General features: G+C 43.3%; 20 protein-coding genes and 1 riboswitch. Of the genes, 17 read left to right on the top strand and 3 right to left on the bottom strand.

Annotated elements, in window-relative coordinates; all coding sequences use genetic code 11:
* Positions 1-2: 2 nt before the first annotated feature.
* Positions 3-1,271 (bottom strand): PAS domain-containing protein, encoded by a 1,269-nt coding sequence (locus tag NSQ43_RS07765; RefSeq protein WP_339254496.1) that lies wholly within the window; start codon positions 1,269-1,271, stop codon positions 3-5.
* A 161-nt stretch (positions 1,272-1,432) separates the two neighbouring features.
* Between NSQ43_RS07765 and NSQ43_RS07770 the strand changes: the two genes are divergently transcribed.
* Positions 1,433-2,338, top strand: a complete 906-nt coding sequence (locus NSQ43_RS07770) for a 5'-3' exonuclease (RefSeq protein WP_339254498.1) — start codon at positions 1,433-1,435, stop codon at positions 2,336-2,338.
* Here NSQ43_RS07770 and NSQ43_RS07775 read toward each other — a convergent pair.
* The gene (locus NSQ43_RS07775; RefSeq protein ID WP_339254500.1) at positions 2,335-2,856 is read right to left on the bottom strand and encodes a C39 family peptidase; all 522 of its coding nucleotides are present in this window, start codon (positions 2,854-2,856) and stop codon (positions 2,335-2,337) included. The two genes, NSQ43_RS07770 and NSQ43_RS07775, sit on opposite strands and share 4 nt — an antisense overlap.
* Positions 2,857-2,866: 10 nt before the next feature.
* Positions 2,867-3,187, bottom strand: coding sequence for a thioredoxin family protein (locus NSQ43_RS07780; RefSeq protein ID WP_339254502.1), 321 nt, complete (start codon positions 3,185-3,187; stop codon positions 2,867-2,869).
* A 257-nt stretch (positions 3,188-3,444) separates the two neighbouring features.
* Between NSQ43_RS07780 and NSQ43_RS07785 the strand changes: the two genes are divergently transcribed.
* The 16 genes from NSQ43_RS07785 to sufB all read left to right on the top strand — a co-directional run bounded on the left by NSQ43_RS07785 (position 3,445) and on the right by sufB (position 20,878).
* Positions 3,445-5,829 (top strand): 3-hydroxyacyl-CoA dehydrogenase NAD-binding domain-containing protein, encoded by a 2,385-nt coding sequence (locus NSQ43_RS07785; protein WP_339254504.1) that lies wholly within the window; start codon positions 3,445-3,447, stop codon positions 5,827-5,829.
* Between the two features lie 42 nt (positions 5,830-5,871).
* The gene (locus tag NSQ43_RS07790) at positions 5,872-7,047 is read left to right on the top strand and encodes an acetyl-CoA C-acetyltransferase (RefSeq protein ID WP_339254506.1); all 1,176 of its coding nucleotides are present in this window, start codon (positions 5,872-5,874) and stop codon (positions 7,045-7,047) included.
* A gap of 331 nt (positions 7,048-7,378) precedes the next feature.
* Positions 7,379-9,166: an acyl-CoA dehydrogenase family protein gene (locus NSQ43_RS07795; RefSeq protein WP_339254508.1), complete on the top strand. Its 1,788-nt coding sequence runs from the start codon at positions 7,379-7,381 to the stop codon at positions 9,164-9,166.
* A 72-nt stretch (positions 9,167-9,238) separates the two neighbouring features.
* Positions 9,239-9,601 (top strand): arsenate reductase family protein, encoded by a 363-nt coding sequence (locus NSQ43_RS07800; protein WP_339254510.1) that lies wholly within the window; start codon positions 9,239-9,241, stop codon positions 9,599-9,601.
* 84 nt (positions 9,602-9,685) lie between these two features.
* Positions 9,686-10,069 (top strand): glycine cleavage system protein GcvH, encoded by a 384-nt coding sequence (gene gcvH / locus NSQ43_RS07805; RefSeq protein ID WP_339254512.1) that lies wholly within the window; start codon positions 9,686-9,688, stop codon positions 10,067-10,069.
* A 216-nt stretch (positions 10,070-10,285) separates the two neighbouring features.
* Positions 10,286-10,687: a toprim domain-containing protein gene (locus NSQ43_RS07810; protein ID WP_339254514.1), complete on the top strand. Its 402-nt coding sequence runs from the start codon at positions 10,286-10,288 to the stop codon at positions 10,685-10,687.
* Positions 10,688-10,697: 10 nt separating this feature from the next.
* Complete coding sequence (locus tag NSQ43_RS07815) at positions 10,698-11,006, top strand: thioredoxin family protein (RefSeq protein WP_339254516.1); 309 nt, start codon at positions 10,698-10,700, stop codon at positions 11,004-11,006.
* Positions 11,007-11,061: 55 nt separating this feature from the next.
* A riboswitch (SAM riboswitch) is annotated at positions 11,062-11,166 on the top strand.
* Between the two features lie 98 nt (positions 11,167-11,264).
* Complete coding sequence (locus NSQ43_RS07820) at positions 11,265-12,278, top strand: methionine ABC transporter ATP-binding protein (protein WP_339254518.1); 1,014 nt, start codon at positions 11,265-11,267, stop codon at positions 12,276-12,278.
* Positions 12,271-12,939: a methionine ABC transporter permease gene (locus tag NSQ43_RS07825; RefSeq protein ID WP_339254520.1), complete on the top strand. Its 669-nt coding sequence runs from the start codon at positions 12,271-12,273 to the stop codon at positions 12,937-12,939. The genes NSQ43_RS07820 and NSQ43_RS07825 overlap by 8 nt, the downstream gene beginning before the upstream one ends.
* Positions 12,940-12,993: 54 nt before the next feature.
* The gene (locus NSQ43_RS07830) at positions 12,994-13,830 is read left to right on the top strand and encodes a MetQ/NlpA family ABC transporter substrate-binding protein (protein WP_339254522.1); all 837 of its coding nucleotides are present in this window, start codon (positions 12,994-12,996) and stop codon (positions 13,828-13,830) included.
* Positions 13,831-13,970: 140 nt separating this feature from the next.
* Entirely contained in the window at positions 13,971-15,158 is a 1,188-nt protein-coding gene (locus NSQ43_RS07835; RefSeq protein ID WP_339254524.1) for a dicarboxylate/amino acid:cation symporter, read from the top strand.
* A gap of 264 nt (positions 15,159-15,422) precedes the next feature.
* Positions 15,423-16,202 carry a Fe-S cluster assembly ATPase SufC gene (gene sufC / locus NSQ43_RS07840; protein ID WP_339254526.1) on the top strand — a complete coding sequence of 260 codons (780 nt, stop codon included), beginning with the start codon at positions 15,423-15,425 and terminating at the stop codon, positions 16,200-16,202.
* Between the two features lie 18 nt (positions 16,203-16,220).
* Complete coding sequence (gene sufD / locus NSQ43_RS07845) at positions 16,221-17,525, top strand: Fe-S cluster assembly protein SufD (protein WP_339254528.1); 1,305 nt, start codon at positions 16,221-16,223, stop codon at positions 17,523-17,525.
* Positions 17,525-18,745, top strand: coding sequence for a cysteine desulfurase (locus tag NSQ43_RS07850; RefSeq protein ID WP_339254530.1), 1,221 nt, complete (start codon positions 17,525-17,527; stop codon positions 18,743-18,745). Before sufD ends, NSQ43_RS07850 begins: the two co-directional genes overlap by 1 nt.
* Positions 18,745-19,182: a Fe-S cluster assembly sulfur transfer protein SufU gene (gene sufU / locus NSQ43_RS07855; protein ID WP_339254532.1), complete on the top strand. Its 438-nt coding sequence runs from the start codon at positions 18,745-18,747 to the stop codon at positions 19,180-19,182. Before NSQ43_RS07850 ends, sufU begins: the two co-directional genes overlap by 1 nt.
* Positions 19,183-19,480: 298 nt before the next feature.
* Positions 19,481-20,878: a Fe-S cluster assembly protein SufB gene (sufB, locus tag NSQ43_RS07860; RefSeq protein WP_339254534.1), complete on the top strand. Its 1,398-nt coding sequence runs from the start codon at positions 19,481-19,483 to the stop codon at positions 20,876-20,878.
* Positions 20,879-20,915 lie beyond the last annotated feature (37 nt).

Below are 20,915 nucleotides of genomic sequence, written 5' to 3' on the forward strand. Positions count from 1 at the left end.
TATTACTCATAATCAATCTCACTAATTCCCGTCTTCACCTTGCTTGGCAATTCAAAGAAAGGTTGGATATCTTGGACATATTCCAATACCCCTAAAAATTCCCCATCATTATTAAATATCGCTTTATACGTAAGGTGGATATATTGATCCTTTTTCTTGAACCACATGCTTTCGGATTCCCGAATTCCGGTTTTCAAATCGCGGATGACTGTCATCACCTTCCGTAAGCTTTTTGGAGGATGACAATTGGCTACGTGACGGCCGATCGAGCTTGGAGTCCGAACGAGCATCATTTCCGATGCCTCTGTCATTTCATTAAAGTATTTAAACAAGCCTTGCTTATCAATAAATGTGATTTCCAATGGCAAACTGTTCAAAATGAGATTAGCCTCTTCCGGCGTTAAGTAGCCACCGCCGAACTTCATCGTTTGCCTAAAAAGTGCATCACTTGCTGCTTGCTTCCTCAATTTCTCCTCGACAACTGACTCTTCCAATTCAGATACCCATACTTCTCTCGGTGCATCAATTAACGCATAGCCGAATGCATGACTCTCGTTTTTAATATCTATCCAATCTTTTTCGCTAAATATATTCTCCAAAATCGGCAAAATGATTTCTTCCTCATAGAAAATCATCTCTTTGAAAGCCTCTTGAAACACATCAAATTTTTTTAGAACACGTGAAAGCATCACGTCAGGCAGTTGAACTACCTGTCCCTTTAAGCCTTGATACAGGACGCGTATTTGGTCATCTTTCTCCCAAACTGCCCTCGTTGGTGCAACATGTCCGTAGCGTTCCAAAATAGGGAAGAAGAGTTTTTCTTTACGATGATAATGATTATGGAATTCGCCAAGTCGAAACAAAAGGTTTTTAATTTGATCTACCAATTCGGTTTCCTGAAGTTTATTTGAATCTGCGTCAAACGATGTTAAAAGGTCATTGATTTCTCCCAAAACATCTTGGAATGCAGCATTCTCATCTTTAAATATCCGAATAGGATGACCCGGATGATAGGACGATAGTTTTTCTTCTCCATTCATTTCAGAAAGATGGGATTGCATTTGAGAAAACTTTTTTACATCCTCAATCGTTATACCATGAGCGCCTGTCAACAGGTTAAGCTGCAATAGTAAAATGTCAACAATCCTCACATTCTTAAAAGATTGCATGTAAAATTCCTGAATCTCTACAGTGGACTCTCCGCGCCGTAAACGTAACAGTATTTCTTTCATGTCGGTAATGCTTTTTACATTGAATTGTACATTCAACATTTCTTTTCACCTCATACCATTTTCAATACTTGCTTTATAGTTAGTGTAATAGGCGGTTGAATGCAACGCTGTGATATTTATCACGAATTCTGTTCATTTCATGTTATAATTATGATATTCAAATGTCCGTGACTAAAGGAAAAAAGAGGGGGCTTTCATTTTTGGAAAATAAACCACATATTTTATTGATCGATGGCATGGCCGTTTTATTCAGGTCGTTCTTTGCAACTTCCGCAATGGGACATTTCTTCCCGAATGAGAACGGTGTTCCGACGAATGGCGTTCAAGGTTTTGGGCGTCATGCATTGACTGCAGCTTCTATTTTCAACCCTACTCATATCGCGGTTTGTTGGGATATGAGTGCACATACATTTAGAAATGACTTATTTGACGGTTACAAGGCGAACCGCCCTGAGCCGGCACCGGAACTTCTGCCGCAATTCGATATGACACGTGATTTGTCGGAATTGATTGGCTGGAAGAATTATGGAATACAAGGGATGGAAGCGGATGACCTGATCGGGTCGCTTGTTTGCGAGTGGGAAGGGAAGGCGGACATCACAATCGTAACGGGTGATAAAGATCTTCTACAATTGCTTCGACCAGGTGTGAAAATTGCGTTCATGAAAAAAGGCTATAACATTTATGATATTTATGATGAACAGCGTTTTGTCGATGAATATGAAATTCCTCCACATCGATTCGTTGAGATCAAAGCTTTTACAGGGGATGCAAGCGACGGGTATCCAGGCGTGAAAGGAATCGGTCCAAAAACCGCCTTAAAGCTGATCAAAGAATACGAGACTGTTGAAAATGTCGTCGAATCCTTGCATGAACTATCATTAGGCATGAGGAAAAAGATTGAAGCGGATCTACAAATGCTTCACCTATCGAAAAAATTAGCCCAAATCCATTGCGAATTGGATTTCGAGGATCCGATTGAAGCCCTGAATGTACCCGATTTCTCTTCATCAGAATTAAGGGTGCAGTTGGAACAACATGGCTATTCGATGATCCTTCGTCAACTGAATTCACTATTTCCGGAACAAGAAAAAACCACCGTCTAAGCGACAGTGGTTTTTTCTATTTTTACAAATGAAAGAATGTCTTTATGCGGTGCATAGGGAATCTCACGCACCCGGCTATCCCGATTTCGCCCGCCATTATCATGGACAATGAGCATGACGCCATTTTCGGATTCCTTATAACCAATGACAGGCACCCAATGATAATCGAATACAAATTTACCGAACCAATGGAATGAAAACCATTTATCGAATTTGGCTGCGACTGGGCGACCTTCGTCAATTTCATTCTTAAGCCTCTCGATGCCACAATCTTCTACAATCCACTCAGGACCAAGCAACTTACGCATCCGTCGAACGAATCGCCATTTGAACAAACCAATCTTCGTTCCGCCAAGCAAGCGATATAGATGATCGATACCGGCGGCATATGTTGTTTCGTTTTCATAGTAGCGAAGAATCGTATATGCCGTTACTGGTCCACAGGCAGAAGGGCGAAATCGTTTATCGATGTCATTTGCATATTGGGATTTACCTTGAAATCCTCTAATCGTACTCATTATCTACAGTTTACTTTTGTACAGTCTCAAGAAAGTCCGTTACTTGATCTGGAGTTTTTGCGTTTGCGCTATGCAAATGAGCTTTCTTCTCGCCGTTTTCGAAAATCAAAAGGCTTGGAATTCCCATTACATCATATTTCTCCGCGATTTCAGGCAATTCATCACGGTTCACGTCATACCATGTATACATATCGTATTCCTTAACAATCGGGTCAATGAACATGTCCATGCGCGTGCAGTCAGGACACCAGCCAGCCTGGAATTTGATAAGTGCTTTGCCTTCGCCGTTAATAACTTCATTGAATTGCTCTACAGTCTTAATTGATTTCATTATAAATGCACTCCTTTTTCCTGCTTTATTTTTAGTGTGTAGGTTGTAAATCCACATCTCCAGTTTACAATCATATCGTCTCATTATGGTAATTAAATGCCCGGAGCATATTATAAACTATAAAAAAACCATTTTCGCAACATTTTAATATTGCGGAAACGAATAAAATGTTTTAGACTAAGAGATAGAGAGGTTCTATTTTTTTTACCTATAAAATGAATGAGTGTTCATTCAAGACGAAAAGGGAGGCTTTTAGGGTGTCATATCAAATTAAGAAAGCGGCAGTATTAGGCTCAGGCGTAATGGGATCCGGTATTGCTGCCCATCTCGCGAATATCGGAATTCCTGTACTTCTGTTGGATATCGTTCCAAACAAGTTGACAGAGCAGGAAGAAGCAAAAGGTCTTACGTTGAATGATAAGTCGGTCCGTAATAAGTTTGCTACTGGCGCATTGGAAAAGCTTTTGAAACAGAAGCCGGCTCCGTTAACAACGAAAAAGAATCTCAGTCTCATTGAAGCAGGCAACTTTGAAGATGACTTGGATAAATTAAAAGACGTTGACTGGATCATCGAGGTTGTCGTAGAAAATCTTGAGATCAAAAAAGCGTTATATGAAAAAATAGATGCGGTCCGCACACCGGGCACAATCATCACTTCGAACACATCAGGGATCAGCATCGAAGCTATGGCGGAAGGTCGTTCTGAGGATTTCCAAAAGCACTTTATGGGAACGCACTTCTTCAACCCACCACGTTATTTGAAATTACTTGAAGTGATCCCAACGAAAAAGACTGATGCAGAAGTACTGAACTTCATGCTTCAATTCGGTGAAAACCGTTTAGGCAAGGGAGTAGTTGTAGCGAAAGACACTCCGAACTTCATCGCAAACAGAATCGGAACATACGGTTTACTTGTCACGCTTCGTGAAATGGAGAAACGTGGCTACTCAATCGGGGAAGTCGACTCGGTAACGGGGACACTTATTGGCCGCCCAAAATCAGCCACATTCCGTACACTCGATGTCGTCGGACTCGACACATTCATGCATGTCGCGAAAAACGCATATGAAAAGACGGAAGGCGAAGAACAAAAAGTATTCGAGCTACCGGAATTCATGAAGAAAATGATAGATAACGGATGGCTTGGTGCAAAATCGAAGCAAGGATTCTATCTAAAGGAAGGCAAAGAGATTCTTGAACTCGATCCGAAGACTTTCGAATACAGCCCGACGAAAAAAATGAAAACGCCTTCAATTGAAATGGCGAAACAGCAAAAGGGACTTGCGAACAAAGTGAAAACGCTTGTCTACGCAAAAGACCGTACAGGAGAAATCCTATGGAGCATCCTTTCTCCTACACTTCGCTATTCAGCAGATCTGATCGGTGAAATCGCGGATGATATCGTCGCAATCGACAACGCGATGAAATGGGGCTTCGGCTGGCAGCAAGGTCCATTCGAGGTTTGGGATGCAATCGGCATCGCGAAATCGGTTGAAAAGATGAAGGAAGAGGATGCTGCGATTCCGACATTCGTCCAAAATATGTTAGATAAGGGCGTCGACTCCTTCTATAAGGAAGAAGACGGAGATCTATATTTCTTTGATGGAGAGGACTATAAGCTTGTTCCAGTCAATGAAAAAGTGATCGACCTTAAGCGATATAAGAAAAAACACGGTGTTATCAAAAAGAACACGGGTGCAAGTCTTATCGATCTTGGCGATGGAATCGCTCTACTTGAGTTCCATTCACAATCGAATGCAATCGGTCCGGATATCATCCAAATGATCAATTTTGCAATTGACGAAGTGGAGAAGAATTACAAAGGCCTCGTTATCGGTAACCAAGGGAAGAACTTCTGTGTTGGTGCAAACCTTGGAATGATTTTGATGGAAGCTCAAGATGACAACGTCTTTGAACTTGATTACATTATCCGTGCCTTCCAAAATGCGATGATGAAAATCAAATATAGCCGTAGACCGGTCGTCGCCGCACCGTTCCAAATGGCACTTGGCGGCGGGGCGGAAGTCTGCTTGCCGGCAGCTCATATTCAAGCAACTATGGAAACGTATATCGGTTTAGTCGAAGTTGGAGTTGGCCTCATTCCAGGGGGTGGCGGGAACGTCAATCTTTACTCCAAGCATTTGAAAGGCTTGCCGAACGGTGTCCAAGTAGACTACCAGTTTGTAGCAAACAAAGTGTTTGAAACGATTGCGATGGCAAAAGTTTCGACATCCGCTGAAGAAGCGAAAGAGAATAACTTCCTCGATTTCGCGGATGGAGTCAGTGTCAATCCAGATCATCAAATCTATGACGCGAAACAAGCGGCTCTTGCATTGTACGAAAGTGGCTACACACCACCTAAAAAAGCGAAAATCCCGGTCACAGGTGATTCCGGTTATGCGACGATGCTCCTTGGAGCGGAAGGCATGTACCTATCCGGATACATTAGCGACCATGACCTGAAAATAGCGAAAAAGCTTGCATTTGTTTTATCCGGCGGAAAAGTGCCTTTTGGAACACTTGTCGATGAACAATATATGTTAGATCTCGAACGTGAAGCGTTCCTGAGTCTTGTACAGGAACCGAAATCCCAACAACGGATGCAGCATATGCTCGTAAAAGGAAAGCCGTTGCGCAACTGAGTCGTTAGGGAATTAGATAGACAGCAAAAAGGAGGAAGTCGAATGCGTGAAGCAGTAATTGTAGCAGGTGCAAGAACACCGGTCGGAAAAGCGGGACGCGGTTCACTTGCAACGGTGCGCCCGGACGATTTAGGCGCAATCGCGATCAAAGAAACGTTGAAACGAGCAAATGGATATGATGGACCGATAGATGACTTAATAATGGGTTGTGCAATGCCTGAAGCCGAACAAGGCATGAACATGGCACGTAACATCGGAGCCCTTGCTAAGTTGCCCGACACAACACCAGCCATTACAGTAAACCGATTCTGTTCATCAGGCCTCCAATCAATCGCCTATGCAGCAGAGCGGATCATGTTAGGACATTCAGAAGCAATCATTGCGGGTGGTGCCGAGTCAATGAGTATGGTTCCAATGATGGGGAACACGATCAGACCAAACTTCAAATTGGCCGAAACAGCACCAGAGTACTATATGGGAATGGGTCATACAGCTGAACAAGTAGCCGTGAAATACGGCGTGAGCCGCGAAGACCAAGACGCTTTCGCAGTACGCTCACATGAAAAAGCGGCAGCCGCAATTGCAGCAGGAAAATTCGTCGACGAAATCGTCCCTGTCGAAGTTGTAAAGCGCTTTGTGAATGATAAAGGAAAATACGAAGAAAAAACATTCATGTTCGAAATGGACGAAGGCGTTCGCCACGGCACATCAATGGAAGTTTTGGCGAAATTACGTCCAGCTTTCTCTGTGAAAGGGTCCGTAACCGCGGGTAACGCTTCCCAAACATCCGACGGCGCGGCAGCAGTCCTCGTCATGGACCGCGAAGTAGCAGAAGGGAAAGGCCTCAAGCCAATCGCCAAATTCCGTTCGTTCGCAGTAGGCGGCGTCCCACCGGAAGTAATGGGAATCGGCCCAATCGAAGCCGTCCCTAAAGCACTAAAACTTGCCGGACTATCCATCGAAGACATCGACCTTTGGGAATTAAACGAAGCATTCGCTTCCCAATCCCTACAAGTCATTCGCCACTTAGGCCTCGACATGGATAAAGTAAACGTCAACGGCGGAGCCATCGCCCTCGGCCACCCGCTTGGCGCAACAGGTTCCGTATTAACTCTCAAGTTAATGAACGAACTAAAACGCCAAGGCAAACAATTCGGCGTAGTAACAATGTGCATCGGCGGCGGAATGGGAGCTGCGGGAGTATTTGAAATGCTATAAGAAAAGCTGAAGGAGGCGTTTAGCCCCAACAAGCGCTGGAGGAATTGAACAAAAGGCGTACTTTGCCTTTTGCTTCAATCCGAAGCGACTCGAGGGGCTGCCTCCTGAAGCTGGACAGTGAGAAAAGTCGTGAAAGATGCGTTTATGCGTATTTAGGAAACACCAAGGATTGAAGCGTAGGGCGGCGACTCCGGTGGGAAAAGCGTCAGCAGAAGACCCCGCAACGAAGCGAAGCGTAGTGAGGAGGCTGAAGCGACGCCCACGGAAAGCGTCCGCCCGAAGCGTAAATCCGTTGTTCAAGAATTTTTTATTATCAAAAGGAGGAATTTCAATGACTGAATTACAAACAAAGGATCTAATCCGCGGAGGAGCATTCCTCATCGAAGATATCGACGCATCACGCGTATTCACACCCGAAGACTTCTCAGACGAACAAAAAATGATCGCTAAAACAACAGAGGACTACGTCAAAAACGAAGTACTCCCTGTCGTCGAAAAACTCGAAAACCATGAATTCGAACACTCTGTAAGACTACTAAAATCCGCTGGAGACCTCGGCCTCTTAGGCGCAGACGTACCTGAAGAATACGATGGTTTAGGCCTCGATAAAATCTCTTCAGCCCTGATCTCAGAAAAAATGTCCGTAGCAGGCGGATTCTCCATCACTCACGGTGCACACGTTGGAATCGGCACACTACCGATCGTGCTATTCGGTAACGAAGAACAAAAGAAAAAATACTTGCCGAACTCCGTCACAGGTGACAAAATCTCTGCTTATGCATTGACTGAGCCAGGTTCCGGATCAGACGCACTTGGTGCAAAAACAACAGCAAAATTAAACGAAGCAGGCACTCACTACGTATTAAACGGTGAAAAACAGTGGATCACGAATGCTGGGTTCGCTGATGTATTCGTTGTTTACGCAAAAGTAGATGGTGATAAATTCACTGCATTCATCGTCGAAAAAGAATTTCCTGGCGTTTCCGTCGGTGCAGAAGAGAAGAAGATGGGAATCAAATCATCCTCAACTCGTACGTTGATCCTTGAAGATGCACAAGTTCCAGTTGAAAACTTACTTGGGGAAATCGGCAGAGGGCATATTATCGCCTTCAACATTTTGAATATCGGTCGTTACAAATTAGGCGTAGGTACAATCGGCGGTTCGAAACGTGCATTTGAATTGGCGGTGACGTATGCAAATCAACGTCAACAGTTCAAAACACCAATCTCATCATTCAATCTTACAAAAGAAAAGTTAGCGACAATGGCATCGAAAATCTATGCAGCTGAAAGCTTGATTTACCGTACTGTCGGTTATTTCGAAGAGCGCAACAGCCAAATGACTCCTGAACAACAAAAAGACGGTAAAGCGGTAGCAGCGTCCATCGCTGAATACGCGATCGAGTGCTCCATTAACAAAGTCGTCGGTTCTGAAGTCCTTGACTATGTCGTTGACGAAGCTGTTCAATTGCATGGCGGATACGGTTTTATGCAAGAATACGAAGTTGAGCGTGCATACCGCGATTCCCGTATTAACCGTATCTTCGAAGGGACTAATGAAATCAACCGCATGATCGTTCCAGGAACCTTCTTGAAAAAGGCGATGAAAGGCGAATTGCCATTGCTTGAAAAAGCACAAGGCCTCCAAGAAGAGTTACTTATGATGATGCCTGAAGAAATCGGGGACGAAGCACTTGCACAAGAAAAGGTACTTGTGAAAAACGCTAAGAAAATCGGCTTGCTTGCAGCTGGAATGGCAGCACAACGTTTCGGCAGTAACCTTGACAAAGAACAAGAAGTTCTTGTAAATATTGCAGATATCGCAAACAATATCTTTGCAATGGAATCCGCATTATTGCGTACAGAAAAAGCAATCGCAAAAAATGGAGAAGAGAAGGAACAACAAAAGATCCTTTATACAGAAATCTTCTGCCAAGAGGCATTCGAAGCAATCGAAAAGGATGCAAAAGAAACACTTCTTGCTTCCGTCGATGGAGACAACCAACGTATGATGCTGTCTGCACTGCGTAAATTGACTCGCTCGAATCCATACAATATCATCGCGAAAAAACGCGAAGCTTCTGTGAAATTGATCGATGCTGAGAAGTATATTGTTTGATTCCGACCACCCAAGGGTTTTATCCTTGGGTGGATTCTCTGTTATACTTAAGTAAAACGGAGGTGTTGCGACATGACAATGACTTACTACGGTTATCCGAAATGCGGGACTTGCAGAAAAGCAAAAAAATGGTTGGAAACAAATGGGTTGGAATTCAAAGATATTAATATTGCCGAAAATCCACCGACTGAAGAAGAACTTCGGACGATGATCGGAAATTCAACCCTCGACATCAAAAAGTTTTTTAATGTCAGTGGGATGAAATATAGAGAATTGAATTTGAAGGACAAACTCCCCAACATGACTGATGATGAAAAAATTCAACTCTTGTCCACAGATGGAATGCTCATTAAAAGACCAATTGTAACAGATGGTTCAAAAGTGACTGTAGGCTTTAACGAAACACAGTTTGAAGACGTTTGGAAAACAAAATAACTCACTTGTCTTTATCATTGAAATATGTGAGAATTAAGTTGAAAGAAATATCTAATGAAATGTAAATTTATGGAGGGGTACGGGATGAGCACACCTAAAGATTTGCGTTATTCTAAAGAACATGAGTGGGTAAAAGATGAAAGCGGTAACTATCGTATCGGTATTACACATTTTGCACAAGCCGAGCTTGGCGACATCGTTTTCGTTGAACTGCCACAAGTTGGCGATGAAGTAAAAGCGGACGAGCCATTCGGCAGCGTTGAGTCTGTTAAAACTGTATCTGAATTGTATGCTCCGATTAGCGGTAAAGTCCTTGAAGTGAACGAAGAATTGGAAGATAGCCCTGAATTGGTGAACGAATCTCCATATGAAGGCGCTTGGATGATCGTTGTCGAAGCTTCTAACGAGTCAGAACTTGATGCGTTAATGTCAGCTGAAGACTATGACAAAATGACTGCAGGAGAGTAATTCCCCAAAGCGCTGGCCACCCAGCGCTTTTTTAATTAATTCTAAAAAAATGGCAATCCTATATGTGAATGAATCTCTTATGCCTTGTAATTTCCATTGCTTGAAGTGGAAGGCGGCGACTCCTGCGGGAATAGCAATTATTTTTGCGACTAAAGCATAGCGTAGGAGCATGAGCCGCAGACCCCGCAGGAGCAAAGCGACGAGGAGGCTAAGGCCATGCCCGCGGAAAGCGTCCGCCTGCAACGTAAAGCAATCACCAACAATAGAGGTGTTAAGATGGACTCCAATAAAGTCATAATAGTCGAAGGTGGATCGGACCGGAAACGACTCCAACGAGTACTCGCGGAACCAATCGACATCATCTGCACAAACGGTACAGTCAGCCCCTATCGAATCGAAGAAATGCTCATGCCATATGAAGACTGCGACCTATATATCTTTTTTGACGCAGACGAATCCGGAGAGAAAATCCGCACATTATTCAAGAGGGCATACCCGGAAGCAATCCATCTCTACACAGAACGTGTCTACGGCCAAGTCGAAACAACCCCATACCGCACACTCGCAACGATACTTCTTGCTGAAAACTTTGAAGTGCATCCCGAATTCTTACTTTGAAGGTGAAAAAATGTCAACTATCGAAAATTGGACACGTGATCAATGGGAAAAAAGTAAAAAAGAATCCCCAAAATCCGTGTTTTACCTATATACACCAATGTGTGGAACATGCATGGTCGCTTCAAAAATGATTGAAGTCATAGCAACAATGAAGACCGACCTGCCAATAGGCAAAGCAGACTTGAACTATATAGAAGGCCTTGCCGTGGATTACGAAATCGAAAGCGTCCCCTGTCTATTGGTCCAGGAGAATGGTGAAGTGATCCATAAAATCTACGCATTTCAATCCGTTCCGTATCTTCTTGAAAAAATAGGTTGACGCAAATAGTCGTCCATGTTATAAATATATCTATTAACTTAACTGAATATCGTCGCTCTTATTAAGAGAGGTGGAGGGAAGTGCCCTATGAAGCCCGGCAACCGTCACGAAAGTGAAATGGTGCCAAGTCACGCAAAGCAATTGCTTTGAGAGATGAGAGATTGGATGAACGTATATATTTTAACTATCACGTTATGCCTTTCTGCTTATCTGCAGAAAGGCTTTTATTTTTGGTTAATATTATATAGAGGTGAAAACATGATTCAATTAAAAAATGTAAATAAAAAATTCGGTAATGGCGCGCATACAATCGTCGCTGTCGATAAAGTGGATTTGGATATTGCAGAAGGTGAAATCTTCGGCATCATCGGGTATAGCGGAGCGGGGAAGAGTACTTTGATCCGACTTTTAAACGGTCTTGAAAAGCCTTCATCAGGAACAGTGAAGGTTGCGGGGTATGATATGTCCTCCGTAAATTCCAAAGAACTAAGGAAGGCAAGAAAGAAAATCAGCATGATCTTCCAGCACTTCAATTTACTCTGGTCTCGCACAGTCAAGCAGAACATTTCATTCCCACTTGAAATCGCGGGAATTAAAAAAGCGCAACGTGAAAAAAGAGTGGATGAGCTAATTGAATTGGTCGGGTTAAAGGGAAGGGAGAATGCTTATCCTTCAGAATTATCAGGTGGACAAAAGCAACGTGTCGGGATTGCGAGGGCATTGGCAAATGACCCGGAAGTGCTTCTCTGCGACGAAGCCACTTCCGCACTTGACCCGGAAACGACAGACTCCATCCTTGATTTACTGACAAGCATCAATGAACGGCTTGGGCTGACAATTGTATTGATCACACATGAAATGCATGTCATCCGTAAAATCTGTCATCGAGTAGCGGTTATGGAAGCAGGGAAAGTTGTTGAAACTGGTTCTGTTCTTGAGGTCTTCCAATCGCCAAAGGAGCCGATTACAAAACGGTTTGTTTCCCAATTGACAGAACCCGTCGGAATTGAACAAGTACTTGGGCATATTCCGGGAGGCACGCTCATCAAGCTAACGTTCATTGGAGAAAAGACGGAGCATCCTGTGTTGGCAAGCCTGATTCGAAAGTTCGACATTGACGTGAACATTGTCCAAGGGAATATATCCCATACGAAAGGCGGCGCCTATGGGACGCTTATTTTACAGCTTTTAGGGAATGAAAAGGATGTTAATACGGCGATTGCCTATCTTCATGAATTAGGTGTACAGACAGAGGTGATCAACAATGAATGAAAAATTATTTCAACATGTCAACTGGGATAATATGTGGGAGGCTACAGTTGAAACATTATATATGACCGGGATTTCCACTTTATATACGTTCGTATTCGGGCTCCTGCTTGGCGTCCTTCTTTTCTTAACGAGCCCCGGCCAGCTTTGGAAAAATAAATTTGTGTATGGCGTCACAGGGGCGTTCGTCAATATCTTCCGATCAATTCCTTTTATCATATTAATCATCTTACTGATTCCTTTTACAACACTTTTCGTTGGAACGATGCGCGGTCCGGAAGCGGCCATCCCGGCACTCGTTATTGGGGCTGCTCCGTTTTATGCGCGAATGGTCATGATCGGCTTACGTGAAATTGATAGAGGAGTTATCGAAGCGGCAAGATCGATGGGCGCGAAAGCAAGTACAATCATCTTCAAAGTATTGCTCCCTGAATCAATGCCTGCCCTTATATCCGGAATTACAGTGACAGCAATCGCCCTTGTCGGATCTACGGCGATGGCAGGAGTCATCGGCGCAGGTGGGTTAGGTAATCTTGCATATTACGAAGGGTTCCAGCGAAGCCGCACCGATGTGATGATTGTTGCAACAGTTATTATTTTAATCATCGTATTTATCATCCAATTCATTGGCGACTTTGCAGTAAAGAAATTGGACAAACGTTAATTTGCAGGAACTCCTGTTAATTATATAAACAAACTTAGAATGGAGAGAAGAATGATGAAAAAGATCTTATCCGCATTATTATTAACAGTTCTCGTGCTAAGCCTAACAGCATGCGGAACGAAAGATAAGGAAAAAGGTGCTTCAGGTGAAAAAGAGGGGCTCACGAAGATCGTTGTCGGTGCTTCCAATACACCACATGCCGTAATTTTGGAAAAAGTGAAGCCATTGTTGAAGGAAAAAGGCATCGACTTGGAAATCGAAACATACCAGGAATATATTTTACCGAACAAGGACTTGGAATCAGGTCTATTGGATGCGAACTATTTCCAGACGATCCCATACTTGGAAAGTCAAATGGCTGACTTTGGCTTCGACTTTGTCAACGCAGGAGATATCCATATTGAACCTATGGGTGTTTATTCGAAGAAATATAAATCATTGGATGAATTGCCGGACGGAGCTACGGTCCTTATGAGCAACTCGGTTTCGGATCATGGCCGTGTGCTTGAATTGCTTGAGGAAAATGGTTTGATCACGCTTGCTGAAGGTGTATATAAAGTGGATGCAGAGCTCTCAGATATTGTAGACAATCCGAAAAACCTACAGTTTGAACCAGATTACGAAGCAGCGTTACTTCCAACTCTTTACAATAATAATGAAGGTGACGCTGTATTAATCAACTCTAACTATGCAATCGATGCTGGTTTGAATCCACTTGAAGATTCAATCGCTATTGAAAAAACGGATTCTCCATACGTAAACGTCATTACAGTTCGTGCTGGAGATGAAAACAATGAAGCCATCAAAGCGCTTGTTGAAGTGTTAAAGTCAAAAGAAATACAGGACTTCATCTTGAAAGAATGGGGCGGCTCGGTCGTACCTGTAAAATAATTAACAAAGACTGGCAAATCTAAAAAGGATTACTGCCAGTCTTTTTATTTTTTAGTAAAAAGCATTCCTATTCTTCCTCAAATATGTTAAAGTAGTTCTATTATTTAAGAACACAAATGTGTTTTTGAGGAGGACATTGCATGAAGAAAAAGATAGGACTCATATGGCGAATCATTATAGCCATAGGGCTTGCAATTGGTTTGGGAATGTTGCTTCCAGCAGTACACGAGGGATTCGCTCATTGGTTTGTCCGTCTTGCGTCAACGTTTAATATGATTTTCGGAGGATTTCTTAACTTCGTAGTTCCTTTGATTATTATTGCTTTCATTGCACCGGGCATCGCAAAACTTGGTAGTGGTTCAGGAAAATTACTTGGGTTGGCAACTGTGTTCGCATATGCTTCCACAATCTTTGCAGGGATACTTGCATTTTTTGCCGCAACAACACTTCTGCCGAATTTCATAAATGGGATTGCAGCAAAATCCGTTGAAAATGTGGGAAGAGCTGCAGCAGAGTCTTTCTTTGAACTGGAGATGACTCCGATAATGGGAGTTATGTCTGCTTTATTAATTGCCTTTGTGCTTGGGATTGGAATGGCCTCCATTAACAGTAAATCAATGCTCTCCTTCTTTGAAGAATTTAATGTTCTAATTGAAAAACTAATTTCATACGTTATCATTCCATTATTGCCGATTCATATTTTCGGTATTTTCCTCAACATGACATACAGTGGAGAAGTAGCAAGAGTTCTTTCCGTATTCTCAGTTGTATTTATAATGATCATTATATTGCATCTGATCATGCTGACAATCCAATATACAGTGGCGGGTTCTTTGAATAAACGAAATCCTATTATGCTAATGAAAACAATGGCCCCCGCTTATATGACAGCTATTGGAACACAGTCGTCTGCGGCTACGATTCCGGTTACGTTGAGGCAGGCGAAAAAGACAGGCGCATCTGAACGTGTCACGGATTTCACGATTCCTTTATTCGCGACCATCCATTTGTCAGGTAGCACAATCACTTTAGTATCTTGTTCAATCGGTGTTTTGCTCATGAATGGCATGGCGGTAAGCTTGTCCAGCTATATCCCGTTCATTCTGATGTTAGGGGTCACGATGATTGCAGCACCGGGAGTTCCAGGGGGCGCCGTCATGGCTGCGGTTGGACTACTGAGCACAATGCTTGGGTTTGACGAGTCAATGGTCGCTCTTATGATAGCCTTGTATATGGCACAAGACAGTTTCGGAACAGCTACAAACGTCACTGGAGATGGTGCGTTGGCAATGATTGTGGACCGATTCACACCGAAAACTGACAAATGAAATTAATATATGAAATGCCGTCACTCTATGTGGCGGCATTTTACAATTGAGGATGCGAATTTGATTCTCAATGAATTGGATATAATTGAAAATGGGTGAAACATTTAATAGACAATTTTTAATAGCTTAGTATGAGGGAAAGCCTTAATTAAATGATAATCGTTCTTAATGATTTGCAAGGTAGTCCTGAATAAGCTAAGATTAGAATGATACTAATTAGAGAATGGATTAACCGTTCATCTTTATCATATTGGAGGTATTGGAATGGCAACTTTGGAAATCAAAGACCTTCACGTAGAAATTGAAGGTAAGGAAATATTGAAAGGCGTCAATTTAACTATCAATACAGGTGAAATTCACGCGATTATGGGACCTAACGGAACAGGTAAATCAACACTCGCATCCGCAATCATGGGTCACCCTAAATACGAAGTCACTTCCGGAACTGTTTTACTTGATGGTGAAGATGTTCTTGAAATGGAAGTTGACGAGCGTGCGAAGGCAGGCCTTTTCCTTGCAATGCAATACCCAAGTGAAATCACTGGTGTAACAAACGCTGACTTCATGCGTTCAGCAGTAAATGCTCGCCGTGAAGAGGGCGATGAAATCTCCTTAATGAAATTTATCCGTGAATTGGACAGCAAAATGGATGTCCTTGAAATGGATCAAGATATGGCAACTCGTTATTTGAACGAAGGTTTCTCAGGTGGAGAGAAGAAGCGTAACGAAATCCTTCAACTGATGATGTTGAAACCTAAATTCGCAGTACTTGATGAAATTGACTCCGGTCTTGATATCGATGCATTGAAAGTTGTTTCTAAAGGAATCAATGAAATGCGCGGTGAAGGCTTCGGTTGCATGATCATCACTCACTACCAACGTCTTCTTGACTACATTACACCGGATTTCGTACACGTAATGATGCAAGGTAGAGTTGTTAAATCAGGTGGAGCAGAGCTTGCTAAACAACTTGAAGAGAGCGGTTATGACTGGATTAAAGAAGAACTTGGAATCGAAGACGAAACAGTTGGACAAGAAGCTTAAGAAAGGGGACGATTCAAAATGACGGTTGAAACAAAAATGGCATTGACCGAACAGGACGTCCGCTCTTTTTCCGCAAAAATGAATGAAGCCGATTGGATGGCAGATTTCCGCGCAGATGCGTTAGCGAAAGTGGAACAGCTTCCTATGCCTACACCAGATAAAACAAAGATCGATAAATGGAATTTCATCGACTTCCCTGTACATGCAGTGGAAAGCTCGACTTTCACTTCACTTTCCGACTTGCCTGCTGAAGCGAAAGAGTTGGTTGGTGACGATCAAGAAAACATTTACGTTCAACATAATAATACTCCTGCATTCATTTCTTTATCAGAAGAATTAAAAGCAAAGGGTGTTATTTTAACAGATATCTTCACAGCAACCCGTGATCACGCTGATCTATTGAAGAAATACTATATGACGGACGGCGTTAAGGTTGATGAACATCGACTTACCGCACTACATGCAGGTTTGATGAACGGCGGCGTGTTCGTCTATGTTCCGAAGAATGTAGTTGTTGAAGAGCCTCTACAAGTTCTATTCTTGCATGACGATGCACAAGTATCACTCTTTAACCACGTTATCGTCGTAGCAGAAGCGAACAGCTCTGTAACATACGTGGAAAACTACTTGTCTACAGTTGAAGAAGCTGCTGGACAAGCTAACATTATTGCTGAAGTGTTTACAGAAGATAACGCCAAAGTTATCTATGGTGCAGTAGATGTCCTTGCAAAAGGATTTACAACTTATGTAAACCGCCGAGGCGTAACTGGGCCGAACAGCCGCATCGAATGGGCATTGGGCTTGATGAATGACAGTGATACAATTTCAGAAAACATCACTCATCTTGTCGGCAACGGTTCTTCAAGCGACTTGAAGACAGTTGTTGTAGGTAGAGGCAACCAGCGGCAAAACTTCACTTCTGAAATCGTCCACTGGGGACTTGACACGGATGCATTCATTCTTAAACATGGCGTTATGAAGGAGTCTGCTTCTTCTATTTTCAATGGCATCGGTAGAATCGCAAAAGGTGCTACAAGATCGAACGCTGTTCAAGAATCACGTATCTTGATGCTAAGTGAAAAGGCTCGTGGAGACGCGAACCCAATCCTCTTGATCGACGAGGATGATGTTACAGCAGGACACGCCGCATCAGTAGGCCGTGTAGATCCTCTTCAATTGTTCTACCTGATGAGCCGAGGAATTTCTAAACATGAAGCTGAACGCCTCGTCATCCATGGTTTCCTTGCACCAGTAGTTAGCAAATTACCAATCGAAGGTGTTAAGAAGCAATTGACGGAGGTAATCGAAAGGAAAGTGCGCTAATGCTCAGTAAAGACATCCGCAAACATTTCCCGATACTTGACCAGGAAATCAACGGGCACCCTCTCGTTTATTTAGACAGTGCTGCGACTTCTCAGAAGCCGCAGCAAGTCATTGATGCACTCAATGACTATTACAAATGGGATAACGCCAACGTCCACCGTGGTGTCCATACATTAGGCAACAGAGCGACAGACCATTATGAAGGGGCCCGTGAAAAGGTCCGTAAATTCATCAATGCGAAATCGACGCAGGAAATCATTTTCATGCGAGGCACAACAACTGCCCTCAATACGGTTGCACAAAGCTATGGACGCGCGAATGTCGGTGAAGGTGACGAGATCGTCATCACTCATATGGAACACCATTCCAACATCATTCCATGGCAGCAATTGGCAAAGGAAAAGGGCGCAGTATTGAAGTATGTCGATCTTGAAGAGGACGGCACAATTTCTCTTGATAAAGTGCGTGAGGCGGTCACGGATCGCACGAAAATCGTCTCAATCATGTACGTATCCAATGTGCTTGGCACAATGAATCCGATTAAGGAAATTACGGAGATTGCGCATGCTCATGGTGCGATCATGGTCGTCGACGGCGCACAAGCAGCACCTCATTTAAAGCTTGATGTTCAAGATTTGAATTGCGATTTCCTTGCTTTTTCCGGCCATAAAATGTGTGGGCCAACCGGAATTGGTGTCCTATACGGTAAAAAAGAGTTATTGAATAATATGGAGCCTGTTGAATTCGGTGGAGAAATGATCGACTTCGTAGGCCTTTACGAATCCACATGGAAAGAGCTTCCATGGAAATTCGAAGGAGGCACTCCGATTATAGCTGGTGCTATTGGTCTCGGAGCCGCCATCGACTTTTTAGAAGAGATTGGCTTGGATCAGATTGAACGACATGAACATGAACTTGCAGCACTTGCAATGGAAAAAATGTCGGCAATTGAAGGTCTAACAATCTATGGTCCTAAAGATCCCGGAGCACGTGCAGGAATCGTTACATTCAATTTAGGTGATGTCCACCCTCATGATGTGGCAACAGTTCTTGATATGAATGGAATCGCCGTTCGCGCCGGACATCATTGCGCACAGCCTTTGATGAAACGACTTGAATGTTCAGCAACGGCCCGGGCAAGCTTCTATGTTTACAACACAGAAGAAGACGTAGACCGTCTCGTAGAAGGACTCCGCATTGCAAAGGAGTATTTTGAGTAATGTCAACTAATAATTTAGACCAACTATACCGCTCAGTCATCATGGATCACTATAAAAACCCGCGCAACAAGGGTGTTTTGGAAGAAAATAATGTCACGATCGACATGAACAATCCAACCTGCGGAGACGTCATTCATTTGACGTTGAAAGTTGAAGACGGCATCGTACGTGATGCGAAGTTTGAAGGGGAAGGCTGTTCAATTTCCATGGCTTCCGCATCGATGATGACACAAATCATCAAAAATAAAGATATAGACACAGCTGTAAAGTATGCCCACCTATTTTCCGACATGATGTTAGGCAAGGAAATCGATGATTCCGTCGACCTCGGCGACATCGAAGCCCTTTCCGGAGTAGCAAAATTCCCTGCACGCATCAAATGCGCAACACTCGCATGGAAAGCCATGGAAAAAGGCGTAGGCGGAGATTCTGAGTAATGGACTTGGGATTGGCAGTGAACTGTACAAGGGGTTATTCATTTTGATGTAATCCTTAGGATTGGAGCGAAAGGCGGCGACTCCGAGGGGATTAGCGGGACAGGTGAGACCCCGCAGCGAAAGCCGTTACGAGCACGAGTGAAAGGATGCCTTAATTTCTGCAAAAAGCGCAGAAATACGGCAAATCGAACGCTTCGCTGTTCGATTGGCTCACCGCCCGCCCCCCGGAAAGCGTCCGCCTGTAGCGCAAATCCGCGTATAAATCGTCTGCCGAAAATGAAGGAACGGAGGAATAATGATGGCTAAAAAAATGCCTGAAATTGGCGATTACAAATATGGTTTCGCAGATAAAGACGTATCTGTTTTCCGTTCGGAACGTGGACTAACACGTGAAATTGTTGAAGAAATCTCTAAAATGAAAGAAGAGCCGCAATGGATGTTAGACTACCGTCTAAAATCCCTTGAAATCTTCTACAGCAAACCGATGCCACAATGGGGCGGCGATTTGAATTCATTGAACTTCGATGAGATCACATATTACGTAAAACCTTCCGAAGCAACAGAACGTTCTTGGGATGAAGTACCTGAAGAAATCAAACGTACCTTTGACAAATTAGGTATCCCTGAAGCAGAACAAAAATACCTTGCTGGAGTTTCTGCACAATACGAATCAGAAGTTGTTTACCACAACATGAAAGAAGAACTTGAAGACATGGGTATCGTCTTCAAGGACACAGATTCAGCATTGCGTGAAAACGAAGAGCTATTCAAGAAATATTGGGGAACTGTCATCCCGAATACGGATAACAAATTCGCTGCTTTGAACTCGGCTGTATGGTCCGGTGGTTCATTCATCTACGTACCACCAGGCATCAAAGTGGATACCCCACTTCAAGCCTACTTCCGTATCAACTCGGAAAACATGGGGCAATTCGAGCGTACATTGATCGTCGTAGACGAAGGCGCAAGCGTTCACTACGTAGAAGGATGTACAGCACCTGTTTATACAACGAATTCACTTCACAGTGCGGTCGTTGAAATCATCATCAAAAAGGATGCTTACTGCCGTTACACAACGATTCAAAACTGGGCAAATAACGTATATAACCTTGTTACGAAGCGCGCGGTTTGTGAAGCGAATGCTACAATGGAATGGATTGACGGTAACATCGGTTCGAAATTGACGATGAAATATCCGGCTTGTATCCTTAAAGGCGAAGGTGCACGTGGAATGACACTATCCATCGCTCTTGCTGGTAAAGGCCAACACCAAGACGCTGGTGCGAAAATGATGCACTTGGCGCCAAATACTTCATCAACAATTGTTTCGAAGTCAATCTCTCAACACGGCGGTAAAGTAACATACCGCGGTGTCGTACACTTTGGTCGTCGTGCAGATGGTGCACGCGCTAACATCGAATGTGATACGCTAATCATGGATAAATTGTCAACATCCGACACGATCCCATACAACGAAATCATGAACGATAACATTTCACTTGAGCACGAAGCAAAAGTTTCGAAAGTATCGGAAGAGCAGCTCTTCTACTTGATGAGCCGTGGAATTCCTGAGCTTGAAGCTACTGAAATGATCGTCATGGGCTTCATCGAGCCATTCACAAAAGAATTGCCAATGGAATACGCAGTAGAGATGAACCGCCTTATCAAGTTCGAAATGGAAGGTTCCATCGGATAATAATGAAACATTCAAAACCGCCTCATTGCAGGCGGTT

It is taken from the genome of Sporosarcina sp. FSL W8-0480 (genome assembly GCF_037963765.1).
Lineage (GTDB): Bacteria > Bacillota > Bacilli > Bacillales_A > Planococcaceae > Sporosarcina.